General features: G+C 33.5%; 23 protein-coding genes and 1 pseudogene. 14 read left to right on the top strand and 10 right to left on the bottom strand.

Annotation, left to right across the window (positions count from 1 at the left end; translation table 11 throughout):
• Positions 1-53 precede the first annotated feature (53 nt).
• The 3 genes from GJU32_RS12165 (at position 54) to GJU32_RS12155 (ending at position 3,358) form a co-directional block, all read left to right on the top strand.
• Positions 54-1,943: an acyltransferase family protein gene (locus GJU32_RS12165; protein ID WP_155592221.1), complete on the top strand. Its 1,890-nt coding sequence runs from the start codon at positions 54-56 to the stop codon at positions 1,941-1,943.
• Between the two features lie 245 nt (positions 1,944-2,188).
• A complete protein-coding gene (locus GJU32_RS12160; RefSeq protein ID WP_155592220.1) occupies positions 2,189-2,383 on the top strand; it encodes a hypothetical protein in 195 nt (64 codons plus the stop codon).
• A gap of 642 nt (positions 2,384-3,025) precedes the next feature.
• Positions 3,026-3,358, top strand: a complete 333-nt coding sequence (locus GJU32_RS12155) for a hypothetical protein (RefSeq protein WP_230875032.1) — start codon at positions 3,026-3,028, stop codon at positions 3,356-3,358.
• A 458-nt stretch (positions 3,359-3,816) separates the two neighbouring features.
• On the opposite strand, the gene GJU32_RS12150 is transcribed toward GJU32_RS12155, so the two are convergent.
• Positions 3,817-4,260: a hypothetical protein gene (locus GJU32_RS12150; protein ID WP_155592218.1), complete on the bottom strand. Its 444-nt coding sequence runs from the start codon at positions 4,258-4,260 to the stop codon at positions 3,817-3,819.
• A 438-nt stretch (positions 4,261-4,698) separates the two neighbouring features.
• Here GJU32_RS12150 and GJU32_RS12145 point away from each other — a divergent pair, with 438 nt between their 5' ends.
• From GJU32_RS12145 to GJU32_RS12135, 3 genes are all read left to right on the top strand, one after another.
• Positions 4,699-5,520 carry a MerR family transcriptional regulator gene (locus tag GJU32_RS12145; protein WP_155592217.1) on the top strand — a complete coding sequence of 274 codons (822 nt, stop codon included), beginning with the start codon at positions 4,699-4,701 and terminating at the stop codon, positions 5,518-5,520.
• Positions 5,521-5,600: 80 nt separating this feature from the next.
• Entirely contained in the window at positions 5,601-6,743 is a 1,143-nt protein-coding gene (locus GJU32_RS12140; RefSeq protein ID WP_155592216.1) for an agmatine deiminase family protein, read from the top strand.
• Positions 6,744-7,682: 939 nt separating this feature from the next.
• The gene (locus GJU32_RS12135; RefSeq protein WP_155592215.1) at positions 7,683-8,075 is read left to right on the top strand and encodes a RidA family protein; all 393 of its coding nucleotides are present in this window, start codon (positions 7,683-7,685) and stop codon (positions 8,073-8,075) included.
• Between the two features lie 244 nt (positions 8,076-8,319).
• Here GJU32_RS12135 and GJU32_RS12130 read toward each other — a convergent pair whose 3' ends face one another.
• The gene (locus GJU32_RS12130; RefSeq protein WP_155592214.1) at positions 8,320-9,360 is read right to left on the bottom strand and encodes a DUF418 domain-containing protein; all 1,041 of its coding nucleotides are present in this window, start codon (positions 9,358-9,360) and stop codon (positions 8,320-8,322) included.
• Between the two features lie 98 nt (positions 9,361-9,458).
• Positions 9,459-10,409 carry a helix-turn-helix transcriptional regulator gene (locus tag GJU32_RS12125; protein WP_155592213.1) on the bottom strand — a complete coding sequence of 317 codons (951 nt, stop codon included), beginning with the start codon at positions 10,407-10,409 and terminating at the stop codon, positions 9,459-9,461.
• A 100-nt stretch (positions 10,410-10,509) separates the two neighbouring features.
• Between GJU32_RS12125 and GJU32_RS12120 the strand changes: the two genes are divergently transcribed.
• Positions 10,510-11,064 carry a dihydrofolate reductase family protein gene (locus GJU32_RS12120; protein WP_155592212.1) on the top strand — a complete coding sequence of 185 codons (555 nt, stop codon included), beginning with the start codon at positions 10,510-10,512 and terminating at the stop codon, positions 11,062-11,064.
• 574 nt (positions 11,065-11,638) lie between these two features.
• Here the strand turns inward: GJU32_RS12120 and GJU32_RS12115 are convergent.
• The 3 genes from GJU32_RS12115 to GJU32_RS12105 all read right to left on the bottom strand — a co-directional run bounded on the left by GJU32_RS12115 (position 11,639) and on the right by GJU32_RS12105 (position 15,980).
• Positions 11,639-13,138 (bottom strand): SH3 domain-containing protein, encoded by a 1,500-nt coding sequence (locus GJU32_RS12115; protein ID WP_155592211.1) that lies wholly within the window; start codon positions 13,136-13,138, stop codon positions 11,639-11,641.
• Positions 13,139-14,141: 1,003 nt separating this feature from the next.
• On the bottom strand, positions 14,142-15,167 hold the full coding sequence (locus tag GJU32_RS12110; RefSeq protein WP_196426678.1) for a serine hydrolase domain-containing protein: 1,026 nt from the start codon (positions 15,165-15,167) through the stop codon (positions 14,142-14,144).
• A gap of 48 nt (positions 15,168-15,215) precedes the next feature.
• Positions 15,216-15,980, bottom strand: coding sequence for a class I SAM-dependent methyltransferase (locus GJU32_RS12105; RefSeq protein ID WP_155592210.1), 765 nt, complete (start codon positions 15,978-15,980; stop codon positions 15,216-15,218).
• An 85-nt stretch (positions 15,981-16,065) separates the two neighbouring features.
• Here GJU32_RS12105 and GJU32_RS12100 point away from each other — a divergent pair, with 85 nt between their 5' ends.
• A complete protein-coding gene (locus GJU32_RS12100) occupies positions 16,066-16,224 on the top strand; it encodes a hypothetical protein (protein WP_155592209.1) in 159 nt (52 codons plus the stop codon).
• Between the two features lie 170 nt (positions 16,225-16,394).
• Here GJU32_RS12100 and ku read toward each other — a convergent pair whose 3' ends face one another.
• Entirely contained in the window at positions 16,395-17,216 is an 822-nt protein-coding gene (ku, locus tag GJU32_RS12095) for a non-homologous end joining protein Ku (RefSeq protein ID WP_155592208.1), read from the bottom strand.
• A gap of 227 nt (positions 17,217-17,443) precedes the next feature.
• Here ku and ligD point away from each other — a divergent pair, with 227 nt between their 5' ends.
• The 3 genes and pseudogenes from ligD to GJU32_RS12075 all read left to right on the top strand — a co-directional run bounded on the left by ligD (position 17,444) and on the right by GJU32_RS12075 (position 20,524).
• Positions 17,444-18,652, top strand: coding sequence for a DNA ligase D (gene ligD / locus GJU32_RS12090; RefSeq protein WP_155592207.1), 1,209 nt, complete (start codon positions 17,444-17,446; stop codon positions 18,650-18,652).
• A 175-nt stretch (positions 18,653-18,827) separates the two neighbouring features.
• Positions 18,828-19,280: pseudogene (locus GJU32_RS23375) on the top strand (spore germination protein).
• Between the two features lie 638 nt (positions 19,281-19,918).
• Entirely contained in the window at positions 19,919-20,524 is a 606-nt protein-coding gene (locus GJU32_RS12075) for a hypothetical protein (protein WP_155592205.1), read from the top strand.
• 379 nt (positions 20,525-20,903) lie between these two features.
• Here GJU32_RS12075 and GJU32_RS12070 read toward each other — a convergent pair whose 3' ends face one another.
• On the bottom strand, positions 20,904-21,101 hold the full coding sequence (locus tag GJU32_RS12070) for a hypothetical protein (RefSeq protein ID WP_155592204.1): 198 nt from the start codon (positions 21,099-21,101) through the stop codon (positions 20,904-20,906).
• A 154-nt stretch (positions 21,102-21,255) separates the two neighbouring features.
• On the opposite strand from GJU32_RS12070, the gene GJU32_RS12065 reads away from it, so the two are divergent.
• The 3 genes from GJU32_RS12065 (at position 21,256) to GJU32_RS12055 (ending at position 22,638) form a co-directional block, all read left to right on the top strand.
• A complete protein-coding gene (locus GJU32_RS12065) occupies positions 21,256-21,417 on the top strand; it encodes a hypothetical protein (RefSeq protein ID WP_155592203.1) in 162 nt (53 codons plus the stop codon).
• A gap of 36 nt (positions 21,418-21,453) precedes the next feature.
• On the top strand, positions 21,454-21,939 hold the full coding sequence (locus GJU32_RS12060) for a hypothetical protein (protein ID WP_196426676.1): 486 nt from the start codon (positions 21,454-21,456) through the stop codon (positions 21,937-21,939).
• Between the two features lie 243 nt (positions 21,940-22,182).
• Positions 22,183-22,638: a GNAT family N-acetyltransferase gene (locus tag GJU32_RS12055; RefSeq protein WP_155592201.1), complete on the top strand. Its 456-nt coding sequence runs from the start codon at positions 22,183-22,185 to the stop codon at positions 22,636-22,638.
• A gap of 148 nt (positions 22,639-22,786) precedes the next feature.
• On the opposite strand, the gene GJU32_RS12050 is transcribed toward GJU32_RS12055, so the two are convergent.
• On the bottom strand, positions 22,787-24,139 hold the full coding sequence (locus tag GJU32_RS12050) for a lytic polysaccharide monooxygenase (protein ID WP_155592200.1): 1,353 nt from the start codon (positions 24,137-24,139) through the stop codon (positions 22,787-22,789).
• A gap of 303 nt (positions 24,140-24,442) precedes the next feature.
• Positions 24,443-24,610 (bottom strand): hypothetical protein, encoded by a 168-nt coding sequence (locus tag GJU32_RS23175; protein WP_196426675.1) that lies wholly within the window; start codon positions 24,608-24,610, stop codon positions 24,443-24,445.
• Positions 24,611-25,030 lie beyond the last annotated feature (420 nt).

The raw sequence follows: 25,030 nt of genomic DNA, 5'->3' as shown, positions 1-25,030 counted from the left end.
AAACTACTATTGAAAACAAGATTGTGGTTGCAAAAATTTTTGGAGGAATTGTTATGGGTAGACAGCCACACAATCACCGTCATATCTCTGGCTTAGACGGACTTCGAGCTTTAGCAGTATCGTCTGTCATTTTTTATCATTTTAACTTCCAGTGGGCCAAAGGTGGATTCCTAGGAGTTGATATTTTTTTTGTTCTATCGGGTTATCTTATAACATCAACTATATTGCCAGTAGAAGGGGATAAGATAACCGTGAATTTACGGAAATTTTGGATTAATCGATTTAGAAGATTAATTCCTGCGGTATATTTTATGGTCATTTCAATCTTTATATGGGTGATATTGTTTAACCCAGAACTTATAAATAAACTAAGGGGAGATGCTCTAGCTTCATTTTTTTATTCTAGTAACTGGTGGTTTATTTTCCATAAAACATCTTACTTTGATAGTTTTGGCTCTCCTTCCCCTTTAAAAAACCTTTGGTCATTGGCGATTGAAGAACAGTTTTACTTACTATGGCCAGTCATATTGTTAATGGGACTTTTCATTTTAAAAAAACAAAGTAAATTTTCAATCTTCGTTATGATGGGGGCCATATATTCAGCAATATTAATGAGTCTACTCTATGTACCAGGAAATGATCCGAGTAGGATATACTATGGTACAGATACTAGGGTATTTGAATTATTAATAGGTTGTTGGCTTGCTTTGATATGGTCAATGAAAAGACTTTCATCTAAAAAATTATCTGATGGGCATATAAAAAAATTAAATATCATAAGTTTCATATCCCTGACAATTATAATTTTGTCGATATGTTTAGTAGATGAATATCAAACTTTTTTATATAGAGGGGGTATGTTCCTTTTTTGCATAAATGCAGCTATACTAATAGCTTGTGTCTGTCATCCATCCAGCCTTTTAAGTAAACTACTATCATTTAAGCCGCTTTGTTGGATTGGTTCAAGATCCTATGGAATTTATCTTTGGCATTATCCAGTTATAGTATTGGGTACACCTATTCAAGAAATAGGAAATCTAGTATTTTGGCGCTTCGGTTTGCTGATCGCCTTAACTTTAATCATCGCAGAATTTTCATATCGTTATATTGAAATGCCTATTAAAAAAAACGGTTTCGGTTTATATATACGATGGATAATAAACCATTTGAAATGGAAAGATACTTCAATAGTTCATAAATTATCAACAGTATTCTTTGTTCTAATTTCTATTATGTTTATTGCGGGCATTACAGGTTTGATACAAAATGAACAAAGTGAAACATTAAAATCATCTCAAGAAGTAGTAAAAATAAATAGTGATAGGAAAACTGATGCTAGTACGAATGCTATTGAAAATTCAAGTAGAAAAATAACGCAAGAAAATGATGTTAATCAAGATAGCGAAAATAAAATAGCGCAAGAAAACAAACAGGATAAAGAATCATCCAAGTTGGAGCAAAATGAAAGAAGTGCAAAAACTTTTAAGGGAATACTAGCCATTGGGGATTCTGTTATGATTAATATTGCACCTAATTTAACTGAAATTTATCCAAATATAACCATTGATGCGAAAGTTGGCAGACAAATGTCTCAAGCTGCTCAAATAGCTTCCAATTACTCTGATTACAATGATAAAGATAAAGCAGTTATCATCCAACTGGGGACAAATGGTTATTTTACTGACACTCAACTTGATTCATTGTTAAATACTTTTTCTAATGCAAATGTTTATCTAGTAAATACACGTGTACCACGCCCCTGGGAAGATAAAGTAAATGATGCGTTAATTAAAAAAGCAAAACAAAATAATAAAGTAACCTTGATTGATTGGTATTCTGTTGCTATAGGTCATCCAGAATATTTTGCAAAAGATGGAGTACATCTTGTATCAAAAGGAACTGAAATTTTATCAAACCTAATTCGCCAAACAATTAAAAAATAATTGATGGGTTAGCACGCGTGGCAATGTTTCAAAAAGGACTGGGAACAATCATAATCCATTTTAAGAATGTAAGAATGATAGATTTGTTAAATACAATAAAATTATTATTAAAAGCCTTCAATTGTTTGGAGGCTTTTTACTTTCACATCATGCAAGAGGCGAGGTCTTTACATAAAAACTTCTTTCATTTTACATAATTTAGAAAATTAGTATATATTAAATATAACAATTAGGAGGTATTCAATTTGAAAACGATCAGTGTACCCTATTCTTATATGTTAGTCGCTTTGGTTTCATTAATTGGACTATTTAATTATTCTAATAAATCTGCATTATTTTTAGTTTTACTAAGTATTAGTTTAATAGGTTCTTTATTTTTAATATATTGGGACAGAGATAAATTCTACAAAAATGTAAATCAACGAAATAAAGATAAATAGTAGTTAGGTGCTATTTTAAAGAACATTTGAATTTCTTAGAAAAGTTATTATTATCATGATAGCTACAGGTATAAATTCGGTTCTTTCCTCTTCAAGGATGGTGCTTTTTTATAGAGGAATATTTACACTATTTTATGTATTGCTTGGCGGAACACTTGCGTTCTATCAACATTGTAATAAAAAATATGGGACGCACTCAATATTATTGTTTATTATTATAAATAAATAGTAATAGTGTTAAAAATGGTATTTTTTATACGATAATTATTAATGTGTTACAAATAATGTAAAAGGAGATGTTGCGTATAAAGAAATATTTACTAACTGAATTTTAACAAGTGGCTTGTTGGGGCTAAATACAGCTAAAGCCTGAGAAGTAGAAAAAGATAAAGTTAAAGAAGAAGTAAAAATTAGTCCAGTCCTAAGAGGTCTAGCACCACCATTAACATCTGTTTATATTGACAAAGTAGCATCTCAAGTTGGAACAATCAATCAACAAACTGAGGATATGCATTTTATAAGTTTAATTCTACTTCACAAAGTTCCCCATGGATCACTGGATCACCATTGAAAAAACTATAAATATTCTTCATTAATAATTTAGGAATCCAATGAAGGGCGGTGTATTTAAAAATGGTTTCTATGGAAGATATGAGTATTAGGTTAACTATCCTTCGAGGAGCTTACGGTTATAAAGGTTTTACTGAACAAGTTGGCGAGAATATGTATAAAACTGATTTGAAAGCTTTTCAAGAAACAATAGAAAATGCAAAAGAACCGATAGACACTAGTAAAGTTTCAAAGTTATCATCCAATCAAATTGAAGTTTTACAAGGTTCTCCAAGTGGTAGTTGGTTGATTCCTTTACTGAATAGAATGGGACAATTAGGAATGATAGATTTACGTGAGGGACTAGTCAACCCTAAAATATTCCAATATACTTCGACAATGCATGCTTATAAAAGATCTATTTAAGCTAGGTTAAAATAATAGGCATTAACAAGAAAGGATAAATCCTTTTTGTTAATGCCTTTTCCATGCGCTGACCTAAAAAATGAGACTTCGTTGAAAAACGGGTATTGTACCTAATCAAATCAACGTGACCATGCGGTATCGTTTTTATAGGAATCAATCAATAGAGTTTAAAATAGGGGGAAACAACATTTTCTATATGCCATCCAGAATATTTTGCAAAAAACGGTGTACATCTGGTCTCAAAAGGTACTGAAATCTTATTGACCTAATTCGTCAAACAGTCAAAACTAGTACAATGTTTCAATAAACACTTAAATGCCATAATTCATTATTAAAAGCCTCAAATAATACGTTAAGCCCTGTAATCAGTTTATACTAGCTTTCTTGTAGAGTAGAAGAATTTAAAGACGCTTTTATACGTTTATTTTTGATGAAAATAAAAACGTTTGAGGCTCTATTTATTCCTCTATAATACTAGGCTTATCGAATGAAACAATATCAATTATATGATCTAAACAAACAATCTGATAGTGGAATAGCTCTTTATAGGAATAGATTTCCTGAGCGATAGTTCCGTTACTTATAAAATCTAAATAACTAGATTTTGTAAATAAACGTACTGCGTGTCCCGTAAATTCATCCTCTTGATTTACAAAATGAAAGGACTCATCGGAAACAGAATAGGATACATAAGAATCGAATTCTATATTTAATACTGGTAATGTCTTATCAATTTCAATTGGATAGACATTATATAATGTATGTTCAGCAAAGTTTACATCCTCGCTTTTGGAACTTAAGACTGCCCTATTTATAGAAACTCTCAATGAGTTTGTGCCTGGCTCCATTATCTTATCTAAAAAAATATAACCTTCCTGCTGCATTAAATCCTCATAATTCATAAAATCACCCTTCCATATTTATAGTTAAGGTTTTGGTCATTTTATAATTAGAAAGTTAAAATGTCAATAAATAAAAGGTGATAAAGAATAAAATTTTATTGTTTTTCGATAAAAAATAGATATTTGGAGTTTGTGATTATGACAGAAAGTAAACAACAATGATATTAGGAGTACTTAGTTTTTGGATTATTAGGTTGTATTAATGGGGCAGGGGGAATTTTAGTCCTTCTTCATAAGTTTAGATGACCTCTTTAATTTTTTTTATAATTAATTTCTTCCTTCTAAGTCTATTTTGACAGTAACTTATCCTCAAATCTGTCTTTTGATCTTTATGTTCTTTAAGCTTTCTTGCTTTTTGTGAGAAGCTATTGTTATCATAGGCTTCAGACATTCTACTAGCGATTTTACTTAAAAAATTACAAAAAGTAAGGGAGAAATATGTATACGATTAGCAAATTTTCACAGCTTTGCAAAATGAGTGCGCGCATGTTAAGACACTATGACAAGGAAGAACTTTTGAAACCAGAACTTGTAGATACAACAAACGGTTACAGATATTATGACCCGAGTCAATTAGATAAGGCATTACGAATCAAGAAACTTAAAGAATATAGGTTTTCCTTACCCGAAATTAGAACAATTCTCCAATCAGACAGTACAATATTTACAGGAATGATACAAACGAAAATAGATGAAATATCAAACGAAATGAGTCAGAATAGACAAATTATTGCAGAGATGCAAGAATTGATTGAAAAGAAAGTGGATTTATTACAGGGTATAGGAAGGTCGTATGATATATTGCTTGGGATGCGAAACGAGACGAGTGTCGTAAGTCAAAGATTGCATATTAATCTAGATGATATGGACAGGTATATTGATTCCCTTTACGATAGCGCAGAAGAAAGTAATATTCAGTTACTTGGTGTTCCCTCCACCATTTTTTTTGATGAAGAGTTTTCTCCTGAACAATGTGATGTTGAATTAATGATTCCAATTATTTGTAGAAAGGACGAAAAAATATCAAGCGAATGGCAAATAAAATTACTCCCCCAAAAAATGGTTGCTACTACTTTGCATATAGGAAGCTATGACTATATCGGATATGCGCATATGGCACTTGAAGAGTGGGTAGCAAGCAATGGCTACATTTTGGAAGGTCCACCATATGAAACCTACTTGAAAGGTTCGGAATGTGACTGTCATATTGAGGAGTACGTGACGCAAATTAATTTTCCCGTCATTAAAAAGCCAATGTAATAATTGCTTGACCTTCACATTATGTCAAACCTTATGCTACTTCTAAGAGAAAACTATCACAACATAAGGAGATCTTGGATATGAAAAAAATTATTGCATGTTGCACAGGGGCTGTATTAACAGCAGGGTTTATTATGGGAGGTTGTAATCCAAGTAAAGTACAGGGGAGCCAATTTGAGCAAAATCAAGTTGTAGGTAAGTATACAATGCCTGATGAAAGCAGCAAACATGAAGGTACCTGGTTGCAATGGCCTCATTCCTTTACATATGGTAAGGACTATGCGGAAAAGATTGAACCCATTTGGATTGAAATGACGGCAGCGCTTAGCGATGGAGAAAATGTCCATATTATCGCGTATGATGAATATGAAAAGAATTATATTTATGACCTTCTGTATGATGAGGGGGTAAATATGAACAAAATCGATTTTTATATTGTACCTACTGATGATGTATGGGCAAGAGATACGGCACCGATTTTTGTATACGATAAAGATAACAATTTAAAGCTCATGGATTGGGGATTTAATGGATGGGGTAAGAAAACACAATATAAAAATGATGCATTAATACCAAGTGCTCTTAGTAAGCAGTTAGGTATGGAACGAATCAATCTGAATAGTGTGGTGCTCGAAGGTGGAGCATTTGAACTGGATGGTAATGGTACTTTTTTATCCACACGTAGCGCTGTCATCAATAAAAATCGAAATCCTAAAAAATCAGAATCAGAAATTGAAGACTATGTGAGTAAAAATCTCGGTGCTAGTCATTTTATTTGGTTAGATGGTGTACCAAACCTAGACATTACAGATTTTCATATTGATGGTTTTGCAAAATTCCATAATAAGTCCACTATCATTACAATGAAAAAGGATGATTTAGAAGAATGGGGTCTTTCTAATAGGGATATTAAAACATTAATGAATGCAAAGAATTCTTTCGATGAGCCATATGAGTATGTTTATTTACCAATTAGTAAAAATAATGTAATTTTAGATAACGGAAAGAACTTAGGGTATAAAGGTTCATATGTAAATTATTATATTGGCAATACAGTTGTATTAGTTCCGAATTATAATGACCCTAATGATAAAATAGCAAACGATATAATCCAAAAGCTTTATCCTAATCGAGAAGTGATTGGTATTGATGTAAGGGAACTTTATAAAGATGGTGGTATGATTCATTGTGTCACACAACAACAACCAATCGATTTAAAGTGATAGAGCCTCTACATCTCAATATAATGGATAACACACCTACGATAATTGTTTTATATTAATGTTTTAACAAGTAGTGATTTCTGTTTTGACCTATAGAAAGCTTCAAGACCACTCTGTGTTGAGTGGTCTTGTTTTTTTATGTATTTAATTTATCAGTGGAGGTCAAAGCAACAGAAATCGCTCAAAAGGATAATCGCTATGAACTTCAGGTGATGAATAAATGGGTTTAGTCACATTTATGAACATAGCGATTTCCTATAATAATTATTTACTTATTTTGTAAATATCAAACATGAAAAGATCACTTCTTTAGCGAACTGATCAATAAATGAAAGTTGTGTTTCGTTGGAAGATTAAAGTAATAGACGATAAGATATTTCTATGAACGGAATTCAATTTTATTTTAGTCACCTTTTTTATCTACTAATGTGTGCATAATACGAACACAATAACTTTAGATAATCTGTTTAGAAATTGTTTAAAGTACTATGTTATCTTAGTAATGAACACGCATAGTAACCGAAAAACTAGGTAATCCAATTAGGGATGCCTAGTTTTTTAGGACGAAGCATATGTTGAAAAATGAAAAGGGCCACTTGGGATGAAGTGACCCTAGTAACAATTTCGGAGGTGTAAGGCTAATTTAGCTTTACACTATTATGTATATGCTGTGTTGTTATTGTTAAATAGTTAATTGCCTGAGAAATAAAAATAAGAAGAACATAAATAGTATCGGCTTTTAATTGATTGTTCAGGATAGAAATGGTAAAGTAAAAATAACTTTTGGCAAAAGGAGGAGAATTTACATGAAAAAAAGATCTATTCGTTTTTTAAGCATGGGTATTGGATTCTCCACTGCTGTTTTTTTCTAAAATCTATACTTCAAGGGATAAGTATGCCCTTTTATAGAAAAACAGTAGCCTAAAGGAGAATAGAACTATGAAAACAAAATTAGTACGTAAAAATCCAATGCAGGCACCTAGCCCTGTTGGAAAATATAGTCATGTAACGATCATTCCGAAAGATGCAACGATGTATGCATTTTCTGGACAAATTGGTGTTGGTCAAGATGATCAATTGCCACAGACTTTATTGGAACAAATTACAAATACATTTCAAAATATTGAAACGATTTTAGCAGCTGAGGGATTGGATGCCACTCATGTGGTAAAGGCTAACATTTGGGCGACAGAGGAGATTGATTGGAGTCATTTTTACCATGAGTGGGAAAAAATGTTTGGTGATTCCTATCCCTCTATGACCATTGCCTACGTGTCAGCTCTGGGACTACCAGACATTAAAATAGAGATTGAAATTTGGGCGGCTAAATAAAATAAAAAAATCGATAATATCCAAGAGGGTATTGTCGATTTTTTCGTATAGGTAGGTAAGAGGCAGGTGAATATTTTTACTGGCACACAATAAAAAGGTCACTTATGTTTCGATAAGTGACCAAATAAAATGGGGATATGTTTCTTGCTGAAGATATGAGCAAAGATGGAAAGCGAGTAGGGTACATTACCAATATATGACGTTTAACGCCATGCTGATAGGTATTTATCATTGACTAAAATAATTAGTGCCCTTTTTTACCTTGTCTAAGGGGTGAGACTGTCCAGTAGGTACCCATTCGCCAGAGCCATTCCATAGGACCAAAGCGGAAAAAGTGTAACCATAGCTTACTAAATAGCAATTGGAAAACATAAATACCTAGACAAATCCACAGAGATTCGATAAAACGAAGGTGGCCAATTAGATTAAATGCATGACCAATTAATAGAATGAGTGCTGTTTGCCCTAAATAATTGGTAAGAGCCATTCGCCCATATGCTTTTAACGGTGATAATAGTCGTTGAAATAGTGAGCTCTGTAGGAATAGGATGATTGTTCCCATATAAAACACTGAAACAATTGGGCTAAACTGTAGGCCAATTAACGCAAATTGCTCTATATTGGTGATATGTTCTTCCATTTGTTCCTTGGACAAATTATTCAGATTGTCGATGGCTTCAGGGACATATTGCCATTGATAAAGCCAGCTACCAATGCTAATACAGAACATACCAATCGTCACTAGCATGATTTTATTACGATGAACATCAATATTTTCAAATAAGCGGTATTGACCAACAGCTAGGCCAAGTAAAATTAGCGGAAATGGCATCGCAATTTTAATGCCAAAATAAGCTGTAATGGCTAATAGGGCTAAACCAATGATTAGATTGATTTCTTTTCGTACTTTATAAAAAGGCATGGCTACAAAACCAAAGATAGCATAAATGGTTAATGCTTCTCCAGGTTGAAAATAGGCATGGACTAGTCCCATGAGTAATAAAATCAAAAGTCGACGGCTGAATAATGCATAAGCTTTTTTATTTTTAGCCACTGCACGTGATATAAAGAGATAAAACCCTATACCAAATAAAAATGAAAAAATGATAAAAAACTTACCCTCTACAAAAAGTGTTAAAAAGCGACTATAGGTAATATCACTCGTTAATTTAGGTGGATCAATCCACATTAATGATGGGATATTCACTAAAATAATGCCGAGTAAGGCGAACCCTCTTAAATAATCTAATGTATCAATTCGTTTGTTGTTGTCAGTTGGTTGCAACGGTCATCTCCTCCTTCAAAACCAAGTATAAGGAAGTTCTCTAAAAAGTAGTAGCGAAGAAGGTTACGTGAATCTGACAAAATTGTCATATAGAGAAATCAGCTATTGCTTTGCTTTGGGTATATCGCTAATAGGTCGTGCGCATGCTTACGTAAAAGTTGAATTAATTCTTGAGGTTCTTTGACAATGGCGTGTTGCCCAAGGCGATAGAAAAGGGAGCTATTAAAGGTAAGCTCTCCTTTATCGATCATAGTATCAATATGGCCAGTACCATCGCTATGTCGAACAACAGCCTTTTCAAGATTGGGCTCACTTAAACATTGTCGAACACCTTCTCTTGATAATTCAACATATAAACGAATAGGCTGTTGAAGCTCAAAAGCACTCTCTAGCCATTGTTGCAAATTAATCGTAGTCTCCTTGCTTTTGTCGTTGGCTAAAATGGAAAGTATACGATCTACACGAAATAGTAAGATTTTTTTATTTTGTAAATGAAGTGCTGGCATATACCATAAACCATCATGAGCGTACATGCCAATCGGCTGGACATGCTTGGTCGAGATTCCCGATTTCGAATCATATTGGATTTGTAATTGAGATTGGTTAATAATGGCTTCTAAAACGTCTGTTAATAATGGTGTTGTAACAGTTCTTTTTGGGTTCCAGAAGGCAATATAAGATTGAAGAGAATCTATTTTTTTCTTCGCTTCCTTCTGCAAGGAGTCATAAAGCTTTTGCGATACAGATTTGATTTCGGCATTAAACGGTAAATCACGATAATAGTGCAGAGATTGGAATGCGAAGAAAATAGCAACCGCTTCTTCCTCAGTAAATAAAATAGGAGGGAGAATGGCGTTTGAAAGTACTGTGTAACCACCATTCCTCCCTTGTTCCGCATAGATTGGTAACCCCATATCACTTAAATCTAAAAGATAACGATGCACCGTTCGCACCGAAATATTGAATGTATCGGCAATTTCCTGTGCAGTAAATTTCTTTTTATCACTAACAAATAACAAGATATCAATTAATCGTTTGGCTTTGGACATATTTTTTCACCTTTTTATTTAATCATGCCAATAGTTGTCATGTTTTAAGTCTAGTATAGAGATTGTGTAAGTGATTTTCAAAAGAAGAGGAGTTGACGAGATGTCACGAGAAATAGTGGTATTTATCGCAATGAGTTTAGATGGGTTTATCGCAAAGGAAAATGATGATTTACAGTGGCTAGAAGAAACAGAGGGGGAAGGAGATGGTGGCTATTCCGATATGTATCAAACCATTGATACCGTTATTATGGGAAAAAGAACATATGATTACATTTTGGATCATAGCGATACTTTCCCGTATCCTGATAAGAAATGCTATGTGTTCACAACATCTCAAATTGGTGAAGATGAGCATGTGACGTTTGTTAAAGAGGATGTTGTCGCATTTACCAAACAATTAAAAGAACAAAATGGTGCAAAAATTTGGATGGTTGGTGGAGCGGGCATACTGGATGCCTTTTTACAAGAACAGTTAATTGATGAATGGATTATTACTATTACACCACATTTGCTGGGCTCAGGGATACCATTGTTTAAATCCCGACGTCCGTTCGAGGATTTACAGCTGCTAGAGACAAAGCGATATGGTCAAATGGTGCAAATGCATTATCAAGTAAGGAAAGAGGCTTTACTCTGTAAGATTAAGTACAAGTAATTGTACATTATGTCTTATTTAATAGTGTTTCACTTTTTATAATAAAGATTGATAATTTGTAATAAAGTTTGATTAAAAACATCTTACCTCTATAGATTTTTAGAGGTGAGGTTTTTTTATTAGAAATTTATGACAGTATCACTTTGGAGATTGTGAAGAAATGTACTTAAACTAACTGGGCAGTTTAGTTGAAGAAGGTATTAATGAAAAAGAAGGTAAGGTGTCTTCATTAATTTAAGGGGCGTAAGATAAAAGTTTGAGAAAAATAGTATTAATGTTATTCACATCAATTATTTTAACAGCTTGTAACTCTAGTAATTCAACACTAAGCATTAGCGAATGAGAAGTTGTACCAGACGAGTTTGTGAAATAATGCACTTACTTAAACTAACAGGTGCTTTCTTTCAATATGAACAGGACTTGTGTTTATGATTGATTATCAAATATGCAAGTCCTTTTGTTATGCTTTCACAGCCTCTCCCGTAACTCCACATATGGCTTTATAGCACCATTTAGACAACCATATAAAAGAAAGGTGACTTTTATAGTCACCTTTTCACTTATATGTAGCAATTTATTTATTGAATATTTGCTCATAACGGTGGAAGAATGCCACTGCGTGCGCTCTTGTTAGAGAATCATTTGGTTTAAACTCTGCATCCGTTTTAGTAGTTGTTAAGTCGAAGTCACGTAGAAACTGGATGGCTTCTGGCTGAGATACTGTTTTTCCATAATGCATAGATGCTAGGAAACGAGCAAAATTACCACGTGTGATGTCTTTGACTGCATATACCTGTTTAGACGCTGATTTACCACCAAGCGTTGGTAGAGCGTACTTATTTGCTAGTTGATAGTTTACATCTGCACTCCATGAAGAACTAGGTTTTGTTGAAGCTAATTCATCAGACTTAAAGTAACGAAAAAGTACAGATAACATCTGATCTTCTGTTAAATTTGTGTTTGGTTTCAGTAAGTTTTCGTATTTCTTTGTTGCAGGGTTGTATACGTTTTGATAACCACTGATAAGACCTTTGTTTACTGCCCATTGAAAATCCTCTGCCCAGTACTGGTCTGCCTTGTAATCAGCGAACTTTGATACATCTATACTACCTACTGGAGTTGTAGGTGTTGGTGTTGAAGCTGAGTAGTTTAAATAACTTGATGCTACATACCCCTCTGTCCCGTCATTTCTTTTTACAGGATACCAAACAAAATGGTTTTTCTTCGTTGATACTGCTTCATATTCAAAAGGGCCCGTAATGGTAACAATTTCGCCTTTACGTAAAGTACCCATAGAAGGACTATCCGTAGTAGGTCTTGTCCTAACTGTTACATCAGTTGTTGCACTAACTTTTTGATTTGTTTTAAAAAAGTACTTTGATTTTGTTAATGGTAAATCAAAATCATAGTTCATCGCTGAAAATTTAATATTTTCCCTGCTGTTAGAGTCATATTGAAAATGTTTGCGTGTAAAAGGCAGCTCTGTTAAGTCTATTAATTCCAATTTCTCAATAATTCGGAGAATTCTTTCTTGATAGGCATTTGCATTTCTTTCACCAGTTGCTTGGACAAATGGACTATTTACTGGCTTAGTACCGTTATAAGCCATGATAGCGAAGTACCAATGTTCTAATACATCTCTTTCCTCACCGTTGATGCTAGGCAAATCCTTCCGCTTAAACATATCATCTAGGGTCTCTACACCAGCTCGAATATTATAGACAATATCGCTTTTTAGTCTATCTTGATTGTAGCCAGCTTGATTTGTAATTTGCATAATGCCAATTCCATTATCAGCTGTCACAATTGCTTCACCATTACTATCGAAATGACGCCAATTTCCACTTTCACCTTCCGCTATTGCCTTCACAATTTCAGGAGGAACATTATAACTCAGTGCTGTTTCCGTTAACAAACAGTTCATTGTGGAATAATCAGGGTTGACCTTCGATGCCGAATCATACTTACATGTATTTGCAATATCATTAGCTAATACATTTTTATCTATATTTATAGTTAGAGAGAGGGCACCAATGACAATAACACTAATCAATGGTTTCAATATCTTTTTCATATCTGGTTATTACACTTCCTTTCATATTTTCCAAAGTTTAAAGATTCAGATATATGTTATCATAAACCCAATATTTGGGATAGGGGTAATTTTCAATGTTTCTTTCATTTAACAGGGTTGAGTGATAAATGATAGCCCTAACATATATTGATTCGGTGAAAGGGTGTAAATAGTGATTGTTGGATTTTTGTGAAATAAGTAAGCTTCCTAAAGTCCATTGATACAAGCCCAAGCCCAATCCAAATCTATATCTACGCCGCATCTGCGGAAGATGTATTTGCCCTGAGAACCGACCTGAGAGCAGTCCATGTAACTAAGTGTACGTCTATCTAATACTCGATTCGTCTCAGGGCTGTTCCGAGAAGATAGACAAGAGAAAAAGCACACCAACTAATGATGTGCTACCACAATCTCATCATAACTTTTTTATAAGCTTATACTTCTCTACACCAACATTTGTAAACATGTTACACTATACCAAACAACTGATTGTTCAGTTATTCAACTAACGGGTCCTTTAATTGAAGATTCGCATCCAGAAATAATCAATCTTTATTATAAAAACCAAACTAGATAAATAAAGAACCAACTGTTTTGATCAACCTTTGTTTCAAAACAGTTGGTTTCTTTCTGTATAAAATCAGCGTTTGCAACTTACTTTTAATTGAACTTTATTAAAAAGCTACATTCTATATAAAAATAAAAGCAGAACTAGTCCTTCAACTAATTCTGCAAAAAACTATTATAATGTGTAACATTCTATTTGTCGTGTTGTTAAATCTATAACGGTGAAAATAACTTGACTTTTAATAAAAAAGTAGTAGCTTCTTTTTTATCCTTTGGTAAGGAGTTGACCGCTTGTATTGCCTTTTTCAATGAATGATCAAACACCCTCTTAAAATAGAGGAACACCGTCAAAAAGCGTTATGTCCTGTGGCAATGACGGTATGATCAACATCATGTTGCCCCACAGCCTCCGGTGGCTAACTAAGTAAGATTACGTCTAGGCGTAATTGATTTGATTAACAAATGAGCGATAGATGTCACCTATAAATCCTTGCATTTGATGGACACCTGTATCTGTGTTAGACATGACAACAAAGCCTTTTTCTAAATAGGGGTAAGCAACTAGCATACATTGATACCCAACACCCCAACCAAGCGAGGACATTTCAAGTTTCTTGCTAGTGCCATCAAGAAATACGCCAAGCCCCATCCATTCCTTGCAGCCTTGAGGATGAATTAGTTCATGAATCGAAGTCAATCCTAATTTACTTTTTCCTTTTAAGGCTTGCATCACCTCTATTAACAGTTTGGCTAAATCTGACGGTGTTGTCCAGATCCCACAAGCTGCAGGGTACGGGTATAACGGATATTTTTGAGGTGTTAAGGTGCCATCTTTGTTATGCCCACAAGCCGTATTGACGGTTGGGAGTTTCGAGGAAAAAAAGCTATTCGTCATGGCTAATGGTTGAAAAATAATATCTGTCATTAGTGATGGAAATGACGTGTTTGTGGCTTCCTCGACAAGCAATTGAACGATGCAAAAGCCTGCATCGGAGTAATGAAATTCTAGCCCGGGCTCAAAAGAACTCTTGATTGGTGTGGGACAATAAGGCGTAGTACCTTGTAATAAATCGTTCATTGAGGGCCATTGTGCAAATGAAAATAAGGGCGAAAAGCTGTTATCAGGGTCAACAATACCAGATTGATGACTTAATAAATGTCGTAAAGTCACTTTTTTTACGTGAGTATAGTCATTATCAGGCATCTTCCAAGACACAAGCTTATCATTAATATTCTCATCTAAATCCAATAGCCCACCCTCTACCAGCTTCAGTACTAAAATACTTGTAAGCAATTTACTGATAGAACAGGCATTAAAAATGGTTTCTTCATTTATTTCTTTAGATGTCCCGACCTCTAACTCGCCAAAGCACTCTGTTTTCTGAATCACACCATCTTCAATATAGGCTAAACTTAGCCCAACTATTTGTTGCTGCGACATACGTTCATGAATAGTAATCATTTAATGGACTCCTAGTGTTTTTCTATTTATTATAACACGAAAGGGAACTTACGTTCTTTTTTGCGATAAACGTGCATGGACTATCATAGAGGGGCTTTGGGCATGAAAGTCACTTTTTTGCCAAGAACCGTATAGATGTAGTATTTCAAAGCCGTTTTGCTGTAAGAGTCTAGTCATTTCCAGTGGATATGTATAGCGCAGTAAGATGGAATCTTCAAAAGTTGTATGGTCTTGGTGATGAACAGCCTGACATGATAGGACTTGCGTCACTGGATCATATTCTTCACGATGGAAGGTGATTCGTCTCACACCATTGCTAGTGACCGTCTGTTCCTCGTATTCATCAATGATAGAAAGCTCACTTAAAATAGCATTTCTCATATCGAAAAGAAATTCGCCACCTGGTTGTAAATGTTTTTTGACAGATTGCAATAACGCATTTTGACTTTCATTTGTTAAAAAATGTTGAAAGGAATTGCCTGTCATATAAATGAATGTTGTTGTGATAGGTAATTGTAACTGTGTACAATCTTGTACCTTAAATTGCACTTTCACATCTTCTTTCTGTGCTTTTTCGATTGCGTGCTGTATCATTCCTTCATGAAGATCCACCCCATAAACAGGAATTCCTTGCGCAGCTAAAGGGATGGCTAAGCGACCAGTACCACAGGCTAATTCGATAATGGGCTCTTTTTTTGTACCAAGATAGTGCAGAATATAGTGGAGATCGTCTTGATAATGTGAATAGAGGGAATCATATTCGGTTGGATTGTTATATTTTTGTAGATTATTTTCGAATTCATGTTGATACATGTCCTACCTCCTATTTTGCATTGCTAGAGTCATTGTATAATAAAGGGAATATTTCTACAAAGATACAAGTATAGGTGTTGAGGAGATGACGAAGCCAATCCAACAAAGAATACATATTACTTGGGGCTGTTACAACATTAGCGGGGAATTATCTAAAACCTATAAGATCTGGTTAACAGAAGGACAGATTAAAAAAGGATCATTCGCAAAGCATAATCCAAAACGAACACTTGGATTCATGTAGGGATTCATCATGAGAAGTGGGTTCTTTAAATATTCCAGGAAAGCCTGCATCAACGAACTTTTTCTATTTTCTTAAATGGATTAATTTTTGGTTATTCCGCACAAAAAAGATTTGGAAAGCTATCTTTGACAATTCGAAAGCGTATCCTGATGAGCGGATACGCTTTCCTTTTAAGCATTTTTCTTTGTGCGTGTGGTACGTTTTCTTGTAGCTGGCTTTTTCGTTTTATCTAAGGAAGCTTGCAGTGCTGTCATTAAATCTGTGACATTATCAGGTATTGGGTGCTGTTTATCACTTGTGGCAATCGTATTGGTTGCTTTCTTTTCTTCAATTAATTCTAGTAGAGCATTGCGATAATCGTCTGTATATTTTTCAGGATTAAATGTAGTTGTCAATTGATCCACCAGCATTAGCGCTGTTTCAAGTTCCTTTGGCACAACGTCTTGTTCACTTGGAATACTCGGCACATCTCCAACACTTCTGACTTCATCAGGATAATGAATGGTTTCCATCACGAGCGCATTTTGATAAACGCGCACGATAGCAAGCTGTTCTTTTGAACGAATAATAATTTTAGCAATCCCAATTTTCCCTGATTGCTCTAGAGTTTTACGCAATAAAGAATAGGCTTTAGCCCCAGTTGAATCGGGAGAAAGGAAATAAGTACGCTCAAAATAAATCGGGTCGATTTCTGTTAATTGTACAAAATCAATAATTTCCACGGCTTTTTCTTCATTTTCCTTACGTAAGCTTTCTAAATCCTCTTGATCCAATACGACAAATTTATTTTTCGTGTATTCATAAGCCTTGACAATATCTTCGTCTTTTACTTCTTGATTGCAGCCTTCACAAACCTTCTTGTAGCTAATCGGTGTATGGCATTCTTTGTGAAGTTGTCGCATTTTGATATCTTTATTTTCAGTAGCGGCATGGAGTTTCACGGGTATATTGACAAGTCCAAAGGAAATACTGCCTTTCCACACTGTATGCATTTTTGTCACCTCGTTTTTCTTACTATGATATAATTTGCTGCTTTTTATGTATCGTAAATTGAAAACGTCAAACAATGTAGATAAAAACCTAATAGAGATGAGTGGCTATATGAAGTGTTATCAGGAATCTTTTTTTAAAAATAAGATTTACTCGTATTTTTACTTTGTTTATATACAAACTATGAAGAAAAATCCTAAGGATTAACGACCAAAAGAGGAGAGGAAAAATGCCTTATACGGCTTTCTTTACAATAATTGGGTTCTGTTTTAAAAGTTTTGAATATGACGTTGCAGTTGTCCAGAACAATATTATAAATACTGTTGGCTCATTTAAAGATGGGCTAAATAAAGTAGAGAATAAAGCGTTACTTGATACACTTATGGGAAATAAAATTTCTCATGACAAAAATTATTTGAAAGTATCACCTGGGATTTGTGTAGAATTGCAATATTCTCATTTTAAAGATGGAAAGGTTCATAACTTAAGTTTTCTAAGATTTTCTTTAGAAAAATCCTGGCAAGAGTGTACTTGGCAACAACTATTGGATAATAAAATGCACATCCGAACAGAAATAACTCACCCAGATAAGAGGTTGTTCATTGATAATTTAATGACAAAAAAAGATTATATAAAGTATTTACAGGAAATTGCACCTTATATGTTACCATTTCTAAAAAATCGTTTATTAACAGTTATTCGCTACCCGCATGGTTTATTTGGTGAGTCCTTTTATCAAAAAGAATGTCCTGATTACGCCCCAGCATATATAGAAACCTATAAAGAAGGTAGTATTAATCACATTTTATGTAATAGTGAAGAAGCATTAATTTGGCTAGGGAATCAACTTGCATTTGAATTCCATGTTCCTTTTGAAACTATTTTTTCTAAAAAAAATCCAACAGAAATAGTGTTTGATTTAGATCCGCCCTCAAAAGATCATTTTAAACAATCAATTTATGCAGCTAACATGCTAAAAGAAATATTTGATAACTTGAATCTGACTTCCTTCGTTAAAACGTCCGGCAATAAAGGTATGCAGGTATACATTCCTTTATCTGAAACTGTATTTTCCTATAGTGATGTTCGATTGTTTACAGAGTTTATAGCTAAGTATTTAATATCACTTGAGCCGAATCTTTTTACTATTGAAAGGTTAAAGAAAAATCGTTCAGATAAGCTATACATTGATTACGTACAACATGGTAGTGGGAAAACAATAATTGCACCATTTTCTATTAGAGGAAATAATGGTGGCACAGTAGCATGTCCTCTATACTGGGAAGAAGTAAATGACAATTTAAGTCCGGATATTTTTACTATAAATGAGGTTATTTCTAAAATAGGGATTTATGGAAACCCTTTTGATGAATTTTTTAGTACTACTAATAATACTCAGCCATTTAAACGTGTATTAGATTTTATTAGTAAAAGATAAGGGATAGCTCCACATTACTGAATACAAAGATTCAATACGCGTAAAAAATTCAGTCATCTGTAAAATGATAACCAATGGATATCTTGACAGTAACTTCTTTAAAGTATTACTAAAGAGGTTATTTTTGGTGATTTTGTTTATAGTTTAGTCAAATTAGTGGGAGCAACATCAAAGAATACGAAGGTTATTACCTGTTGGACTTGAAATAATTTTTATGTTGTTAATGTTTGAATTATTACGTGAAGCTAATCTCCGTCTTCCTGTTATTATAGGAGGAACTCTGAGTATAGTAGGGGGCTTAATAATTGGCAATGCAGCCATTAAGATTGGATTAACCACTGCACCGATGCTTGTGATTATCGCTGTTTCAAGTATTGCAGCATTAACACTTGTCAATTAATCCTTTGTACAAGCGATAAGTATTTTTAGGTTCATTGTAATTATAGGGTCTGCAACAATCGGTCTATTTGGATTTTTCATTTCGTTGTTTGGAATTGTTCTTTACCTTGAAAAATTTTTTGGCGTACCTTATTTAAGTGTGGGAGCAGTTTTGAGTTGGTCCAATGTCAAAAAAATATATTTTTACTTCTTTCTGCAAAAGGATATAGAGAACGACCAAAATTTTTAAAGACACAGGATAAGATACGGACAAACGAAAAAACTAAACTTTTTAGTGTAAAAGCTGAGATTACTCATAATTGTTATGAGTGTTTGGCTTTTTTTATTTTGATTTTTACTGGATACCTCCGACAAAATTAATTTAGTAAAGATTATGAAGAAATTTACTTAAACTAACGGAGCAAGGTAGTGCAAGAAGTAATGGTTTCTTGTGGTGAAATTTGTATTGAACGAAGGTGAAAAGGAGAAACGATGAAAAAAACTTTTAATAAGTTAGATAAGATACAAATTGTTATTGCTAGTATCGCATTACTACTAGTCATACTTGGGTTTGCTTATGATAATTTAACAGAAGCCGCATTCATTTTAATATTTATAAGTTTTCTTATAAATGACGTAATAGATTTAAGAAAAGGCAAGAAATCCATTTTTTTATATTTGAAAATAATCATGAAGGTACTAATAATTTTCCTTTTAATCCATATGTTATGTACTAATGGGGCAGGGTAGTAGAACAAGCAAAATGTATTTTGGTTTGTTTTAAAAATAAAACTTAGTTAAAATTAGAATATTTTATTTTCGAACGTATTAAGTAAAGAAGGAAGTTAACAAAAACAAAAATAATCAAGTAACTCTAGGGGGGGAATTATGACAATTTCTACAATAGTTTTGGGTTGGATAGGAATATTGATATTTTTAATTATTGTTTTTACATTTCAAAAGCTGGTTAAAAATAACGAGTTTGCTTTTATGCATAACTTAATGGCATTAATGTATGCAATGTGGTTTCCTTTACCACTGGCATTGTACCGATTATTAAATTCGGAATTTCTACAAGTTGGTACACTATTTGGCTTAGTTTATTTAATTATGCTAGTGATTACAATGACACTTCAAACAGGTCACATTACATATATAGTAAAACATAATGGTAATAAATCCATTACAGATAAACAAGGAGATTATATGATGGCAACATTATCTAATCCTTTCGAGGGATTGGCAAATGTTTTCAAAAGTATTTGGGCATTATTTTTAGGAATTACTTTCTGGAATAGTGGAGAAATATTAATGGCAAGTATTATGTTTTTATTCAGTATACTAATTTTTTATTATTTACTTATTGTACTGGACACAAGTTTAGTAAAGCGAATCAAGTTTTTTTCAAAGGCAAAAGCCAATACTTTTCTTATTAATCTTGAAACATTATTTTTCTTCATAGTATTGATGAGTTATATTACCTTTAATTCTTGATGAAAGGAACGAACTTTGTGAAGAATTTTACTTAGCTAATGGGTAGCAAGAGTTGAAGGAGGCAGTTGTCATAAAAAAAGTTTTTTAACGAAGCATTTAGCTAAACAAGTAATAATGAAAAGAATTGAAAAGAATAAAATAATTAAAAAAAGCATTCAGGGAAAGTAGGGACTGACCCTCGTTCACCCTTGAATGCTTTTTTTCCTCTTTTATTTAGAGTTGATTTCCTCGTCCAGCTGTAAGCCCAACTTTAATTCCGTGGGGAAGGGTGCCCGTTAAGGGAAAGATATCTTAAATGATATCTTTGGTAATCTTCTCTTTTTTAATCATTTTTAACAAAACCAACAGCTTTGCTTCCCACTATTGCCCGTATAGTATGTTAGACACCCATTTTTCTACGAGTATTGCTTGTTTTTTTCGTTTGCTGGCTTTTCATTTTTTTTGTTGAAAGGTCGGCATTCTTTTTTCCTTTATTATTAGAAGAGGAATGGTTCTTTTTGTTTTCAAGCTGCTGTTTCACGGCCTCTTGCAGGCTCATTTTTTTTTGAGGTACTTCAGAATGATTATTCTCAGTCATAGGAAATGCTCCTTTTTTGAATATGGTAGTTAGTCCAGTATAATCTATTTTCTATCATTTGTGAAACTTTCCACTTTGCTTTTTTACTAACGGTGCAGGTTAGTGGAATAAACAGTCAGTTATAGCGAACACTTAAATATGAGGTGTTTTTTTTATGAAAAAGGTTATTGTGTTAATTATTGCGATTTCTCTTTTTATCGTTTTATCAAAAACTAAAGCAATGATAAATGAATATGAAGAAATTACAAAATCTGATAAAACAGATGTTACCCTTTATGCTAAAAAGATGAATGAAGTATATACAGACAGATTTTAATATTGTTTTTAAAGGTGGTGACCTTACAAGACCTTATTGGATAAATACAACAAGATATATGAGGACATCAATAAAGATGGAATAAATGAGTTAATCATAATTTTGACCAAGGGTATTGGTACTGGAATTTTAGAACAAGAAGCTCACGTTTTCCATATCCAAGATCAAAGAATAAATAAGGAATTTGTTGAAGTACCAGTTGAAGTGCTTGTTGATGACCCAATAGCAATAGTGTTAAAAAACGTAAAGACCGAGTTATTATCTAATAAAGCAATTATTAGTATTGGTGAAAAGAAAGATGTAATTGATACCAAACATTTAAAAATTGAGCCGAATCATTTATTTCCAGATATATACTTTGGCAATCTTATCAGCTTTGAAATAAACGATAAGCAACTTATTGCGAAAATAGGAGGTCAAATTTCTCAAGCAAGTGGAAGTATAGGTGATATTCAAATTACTTATATTTTTAAGGATGAAATGTATCAAGCAAAATCAATCGAATTTAAACCAAATGAATAAAGTATTCTTATACTCAATGAAAGAACCTAATCATCTTTCATTTTATTTTAAGTAGGGAAATTATAGGAAAAATGGTATAATTGAAAAGTCTTAAAATTAATTGATATAATTTTAGGCAATAGTTGTTAGAGGAGGCGTTCATGATGACAGATAACAGATATTACATTATTAATGATTGCAAGGGGATAACGACTAATTAACAAAGTTGTTTAGCGTTTCCCCGAATTTTGAAAGGGGAAAATTATGATTAAAGAAAATGTGAAAATCGTAGAATTAAATGCAGAAAACTGGTACGACTGTTGTGAATTAGAGGTATCAACAGAACAAAAAGAATACATGGAACCCAATGCCATATCAATAGCTCAGTCAAAGTTTGAGCCTACGTTAAAACCATACGCTATTTATTTTAAAGAAAAAGTGGTTGGCTTTTTGATGTACAATTCTGTTCGAGAAGAACTTGATGGTTATTGGGTATATAGAATAATGGTGGATAAGGAATACCAAGGCAAGGGTATAGGTAAAGCAGCAACTAAGTTAATGATTTCAGAGATGGCTAAATTACCAAATTCAAAAAAAATTGTTGTAGGTTATCATCCTGAAAATTTGGGAGCACATAATTTATACTCGAGTTTGGGATTTATTGATGATGGTGATAGGTTCGGTAAGGAAATGGCAGTTATAAAAAATATAACCGAGTGACAGGTTGATAGAATATTTCAAGAAGAAAGGACCATTCTTTGGCCCTTTCTTCTTTTTTTACTAAATTATATGGGTAAAATTCGCAACAGATGGCTGCATAGTTTTTAAAAAGTCGACATAAACAAATTTTTTATTAGGACTCTTCTTTTTATTGAATTTCTTTCCATAAAGACAATGCGTTTATCCAATTTGGATCTCCGTATCCTTGATAGCTTTGGACAGCTTCATATAGCTTACCTTGATACTCTACTTTATCTCCTTTTGTGTACGCCTTCAATGGACTCCATTGCTCATAAGACGCCCCTAGCTCTTTTGTAGTCACAGTTAAAATTGAACTTTTATTAGATTCATTTCCAGCTGCATCCATGGCAGTTACTGCATACATATATGTTGTATTTGATTGGAGGTTCTTGGCCATAAATGATGTAGTTTTCGATGTCCCAACAACAGTCATTTGATCTACTTTTGTTCCTTGATATATAACATAATGGTCAACTGCTACATTATCCTCTGATGCACTCCACATTAAGTCTACACTTGAAGATGTTACGCCCATTGTGTGTAGTGCAGTTGGTTGCGTTGGTGTTTCTGTATCTGGAACAGCATTCATTGTCTCTACAACTACAGACTCACTTTCTTTAGAAACATTTCCAGCTGCATCCACCGCTTTAACCGTATATGTATATTTTGTACTCGCTTTTAAATTTTTATCTGTGAATGTTGTTCCTGGTACCACACCAACTACTTTATCATCACGTAATACCTGATATTCTTTTACACTCACATTGTCTGTAGAAGGATTCCATTTTAGCTCGGCACTGTTAGAAGTAACTTTCGTTGCATGTAATTCATTTGGCTGTGTTGGAGCTTCTATATCAATGTTTCCATTATTAACTAAGTTAACGTCAATTACATTATAGAATGCATTTGAAGTATCAGCTACATCCCAAACAGCTAGAATAATGTGATAGCCACTACGATCAGTTGGTACGTAAACTGTATGAGTTAAATTATTCGACGCGGCAGAACCATTGTGCTCAACAGTTCCAATTGGCTCAAGATCTGCACGGGTTAAAGGCTTATTTGGATTCCATCCACTTTTTGTAATATAATAGTGCCATTTGCTTGTTAAATGTGGCGCAGTATACTTCCATGTAAAGGTATTTGAACCTCCTGTAATCGTATTCTTAAACCAACGATCTGCGGTTTGTTGATCGAGGATGCCACCAAACAGACCTCCTGCAGATGCAATTTTACCATCAGCCGGTCCACTTTGTGGAAATCCTTTTGGTGCCTCTAGACTCTGTGGTTCATACATTATGTTTCCACACATTAGGTTAAGTGCGCCAAAATTTTGACTACATAAAGCGGCTCGGCTAGTTGGTTTTTCAACAAACCCATGGGCATATGCATTTGGAGCCATTGAAGTCCCCATGATTCCTGCTGCTAATATGGCAGCACTTATTCCTTTTTTGCTTAATTTTGTGAATTTAGTTTGCATATAACTAGTCTCCTTATATTGAAATTGTATTGCAACTAGTATGATAGCAATATATTAATAATTATTCAAAGTATGCATATGTAGGATGAAAGTCTAGTTATACAAATGTAGTTTTTAAAAAATAATTAGATATATAGTCCTTTATTGAATAAATATATTAGTTTTCGTATTGTTTTCTATTAAAAATGCTATGTATTTTAATGAAATCTTCAATTTTATTAAAATTTGTCAATTTACGTACATTTACTCTACTCATTCATAGAGTGAATATATTGAGGGTAGCAGCGTTAATCGCTGATTTGCCTATTGAAGTACCAGGAGTTGTAGTAGAACGTCGATGTGGATCGGGTCAACCACAGCTTCTGCAAGCAATCCAAGTAATTTATCAAACTCCCAAAAGGTCAATAAAAAAGCGACAATTGCAAATCCTGTGTTGCTAATCAAACCAATTAAGAATTCATATTCCCTCAATCGAGTCCCTCCTTTCTTTAATAAAGGGAAATTTGGAATCAATTTAACAACCACTTTTCCAAAAAAATGTTTCCCAAACATTTTAAGTTTATATAACAACAGAAAAGGGCAGTAACGATGAAGGGGCAACCTTTGTCATTAATGCCTTTCCATTTAAATTGAAAATTATTGTATATAAAGAAAAAATTTTCTATGCAGGTAATGCTTACTTTTGCTGCCATGAATCTAAAGAAACTGGCTACTTGGACGTGGCAGGTAAAAAGAGTTCTTATGCTTGAAGAGTATGTTTAAGCGGGTAGAAAATCACCATTTTTAAACATATTCAAAGAAGAAAAATGACAAAAGGAATCGAGTGTGAACTTCTCGATTCCTTTTGTCGACAGTTTGGGACAGAACCATAATAAATGGCTCTGTCTTTTA

Source organism: Lysinibacillus cavernae (genome assembly GCF_009724685.1).
GTDB lineage: Bacteria > Bacillota > Bacilli > Bacillales_A > Planococcaceae > Lysinibacillus > Lysinibacillus cavernae.
The sequence above is the reverse complement of the archived record's forward strand: the minus strand, read 5'-3'. Positions and strand labels throughout refer to the sequence as shown.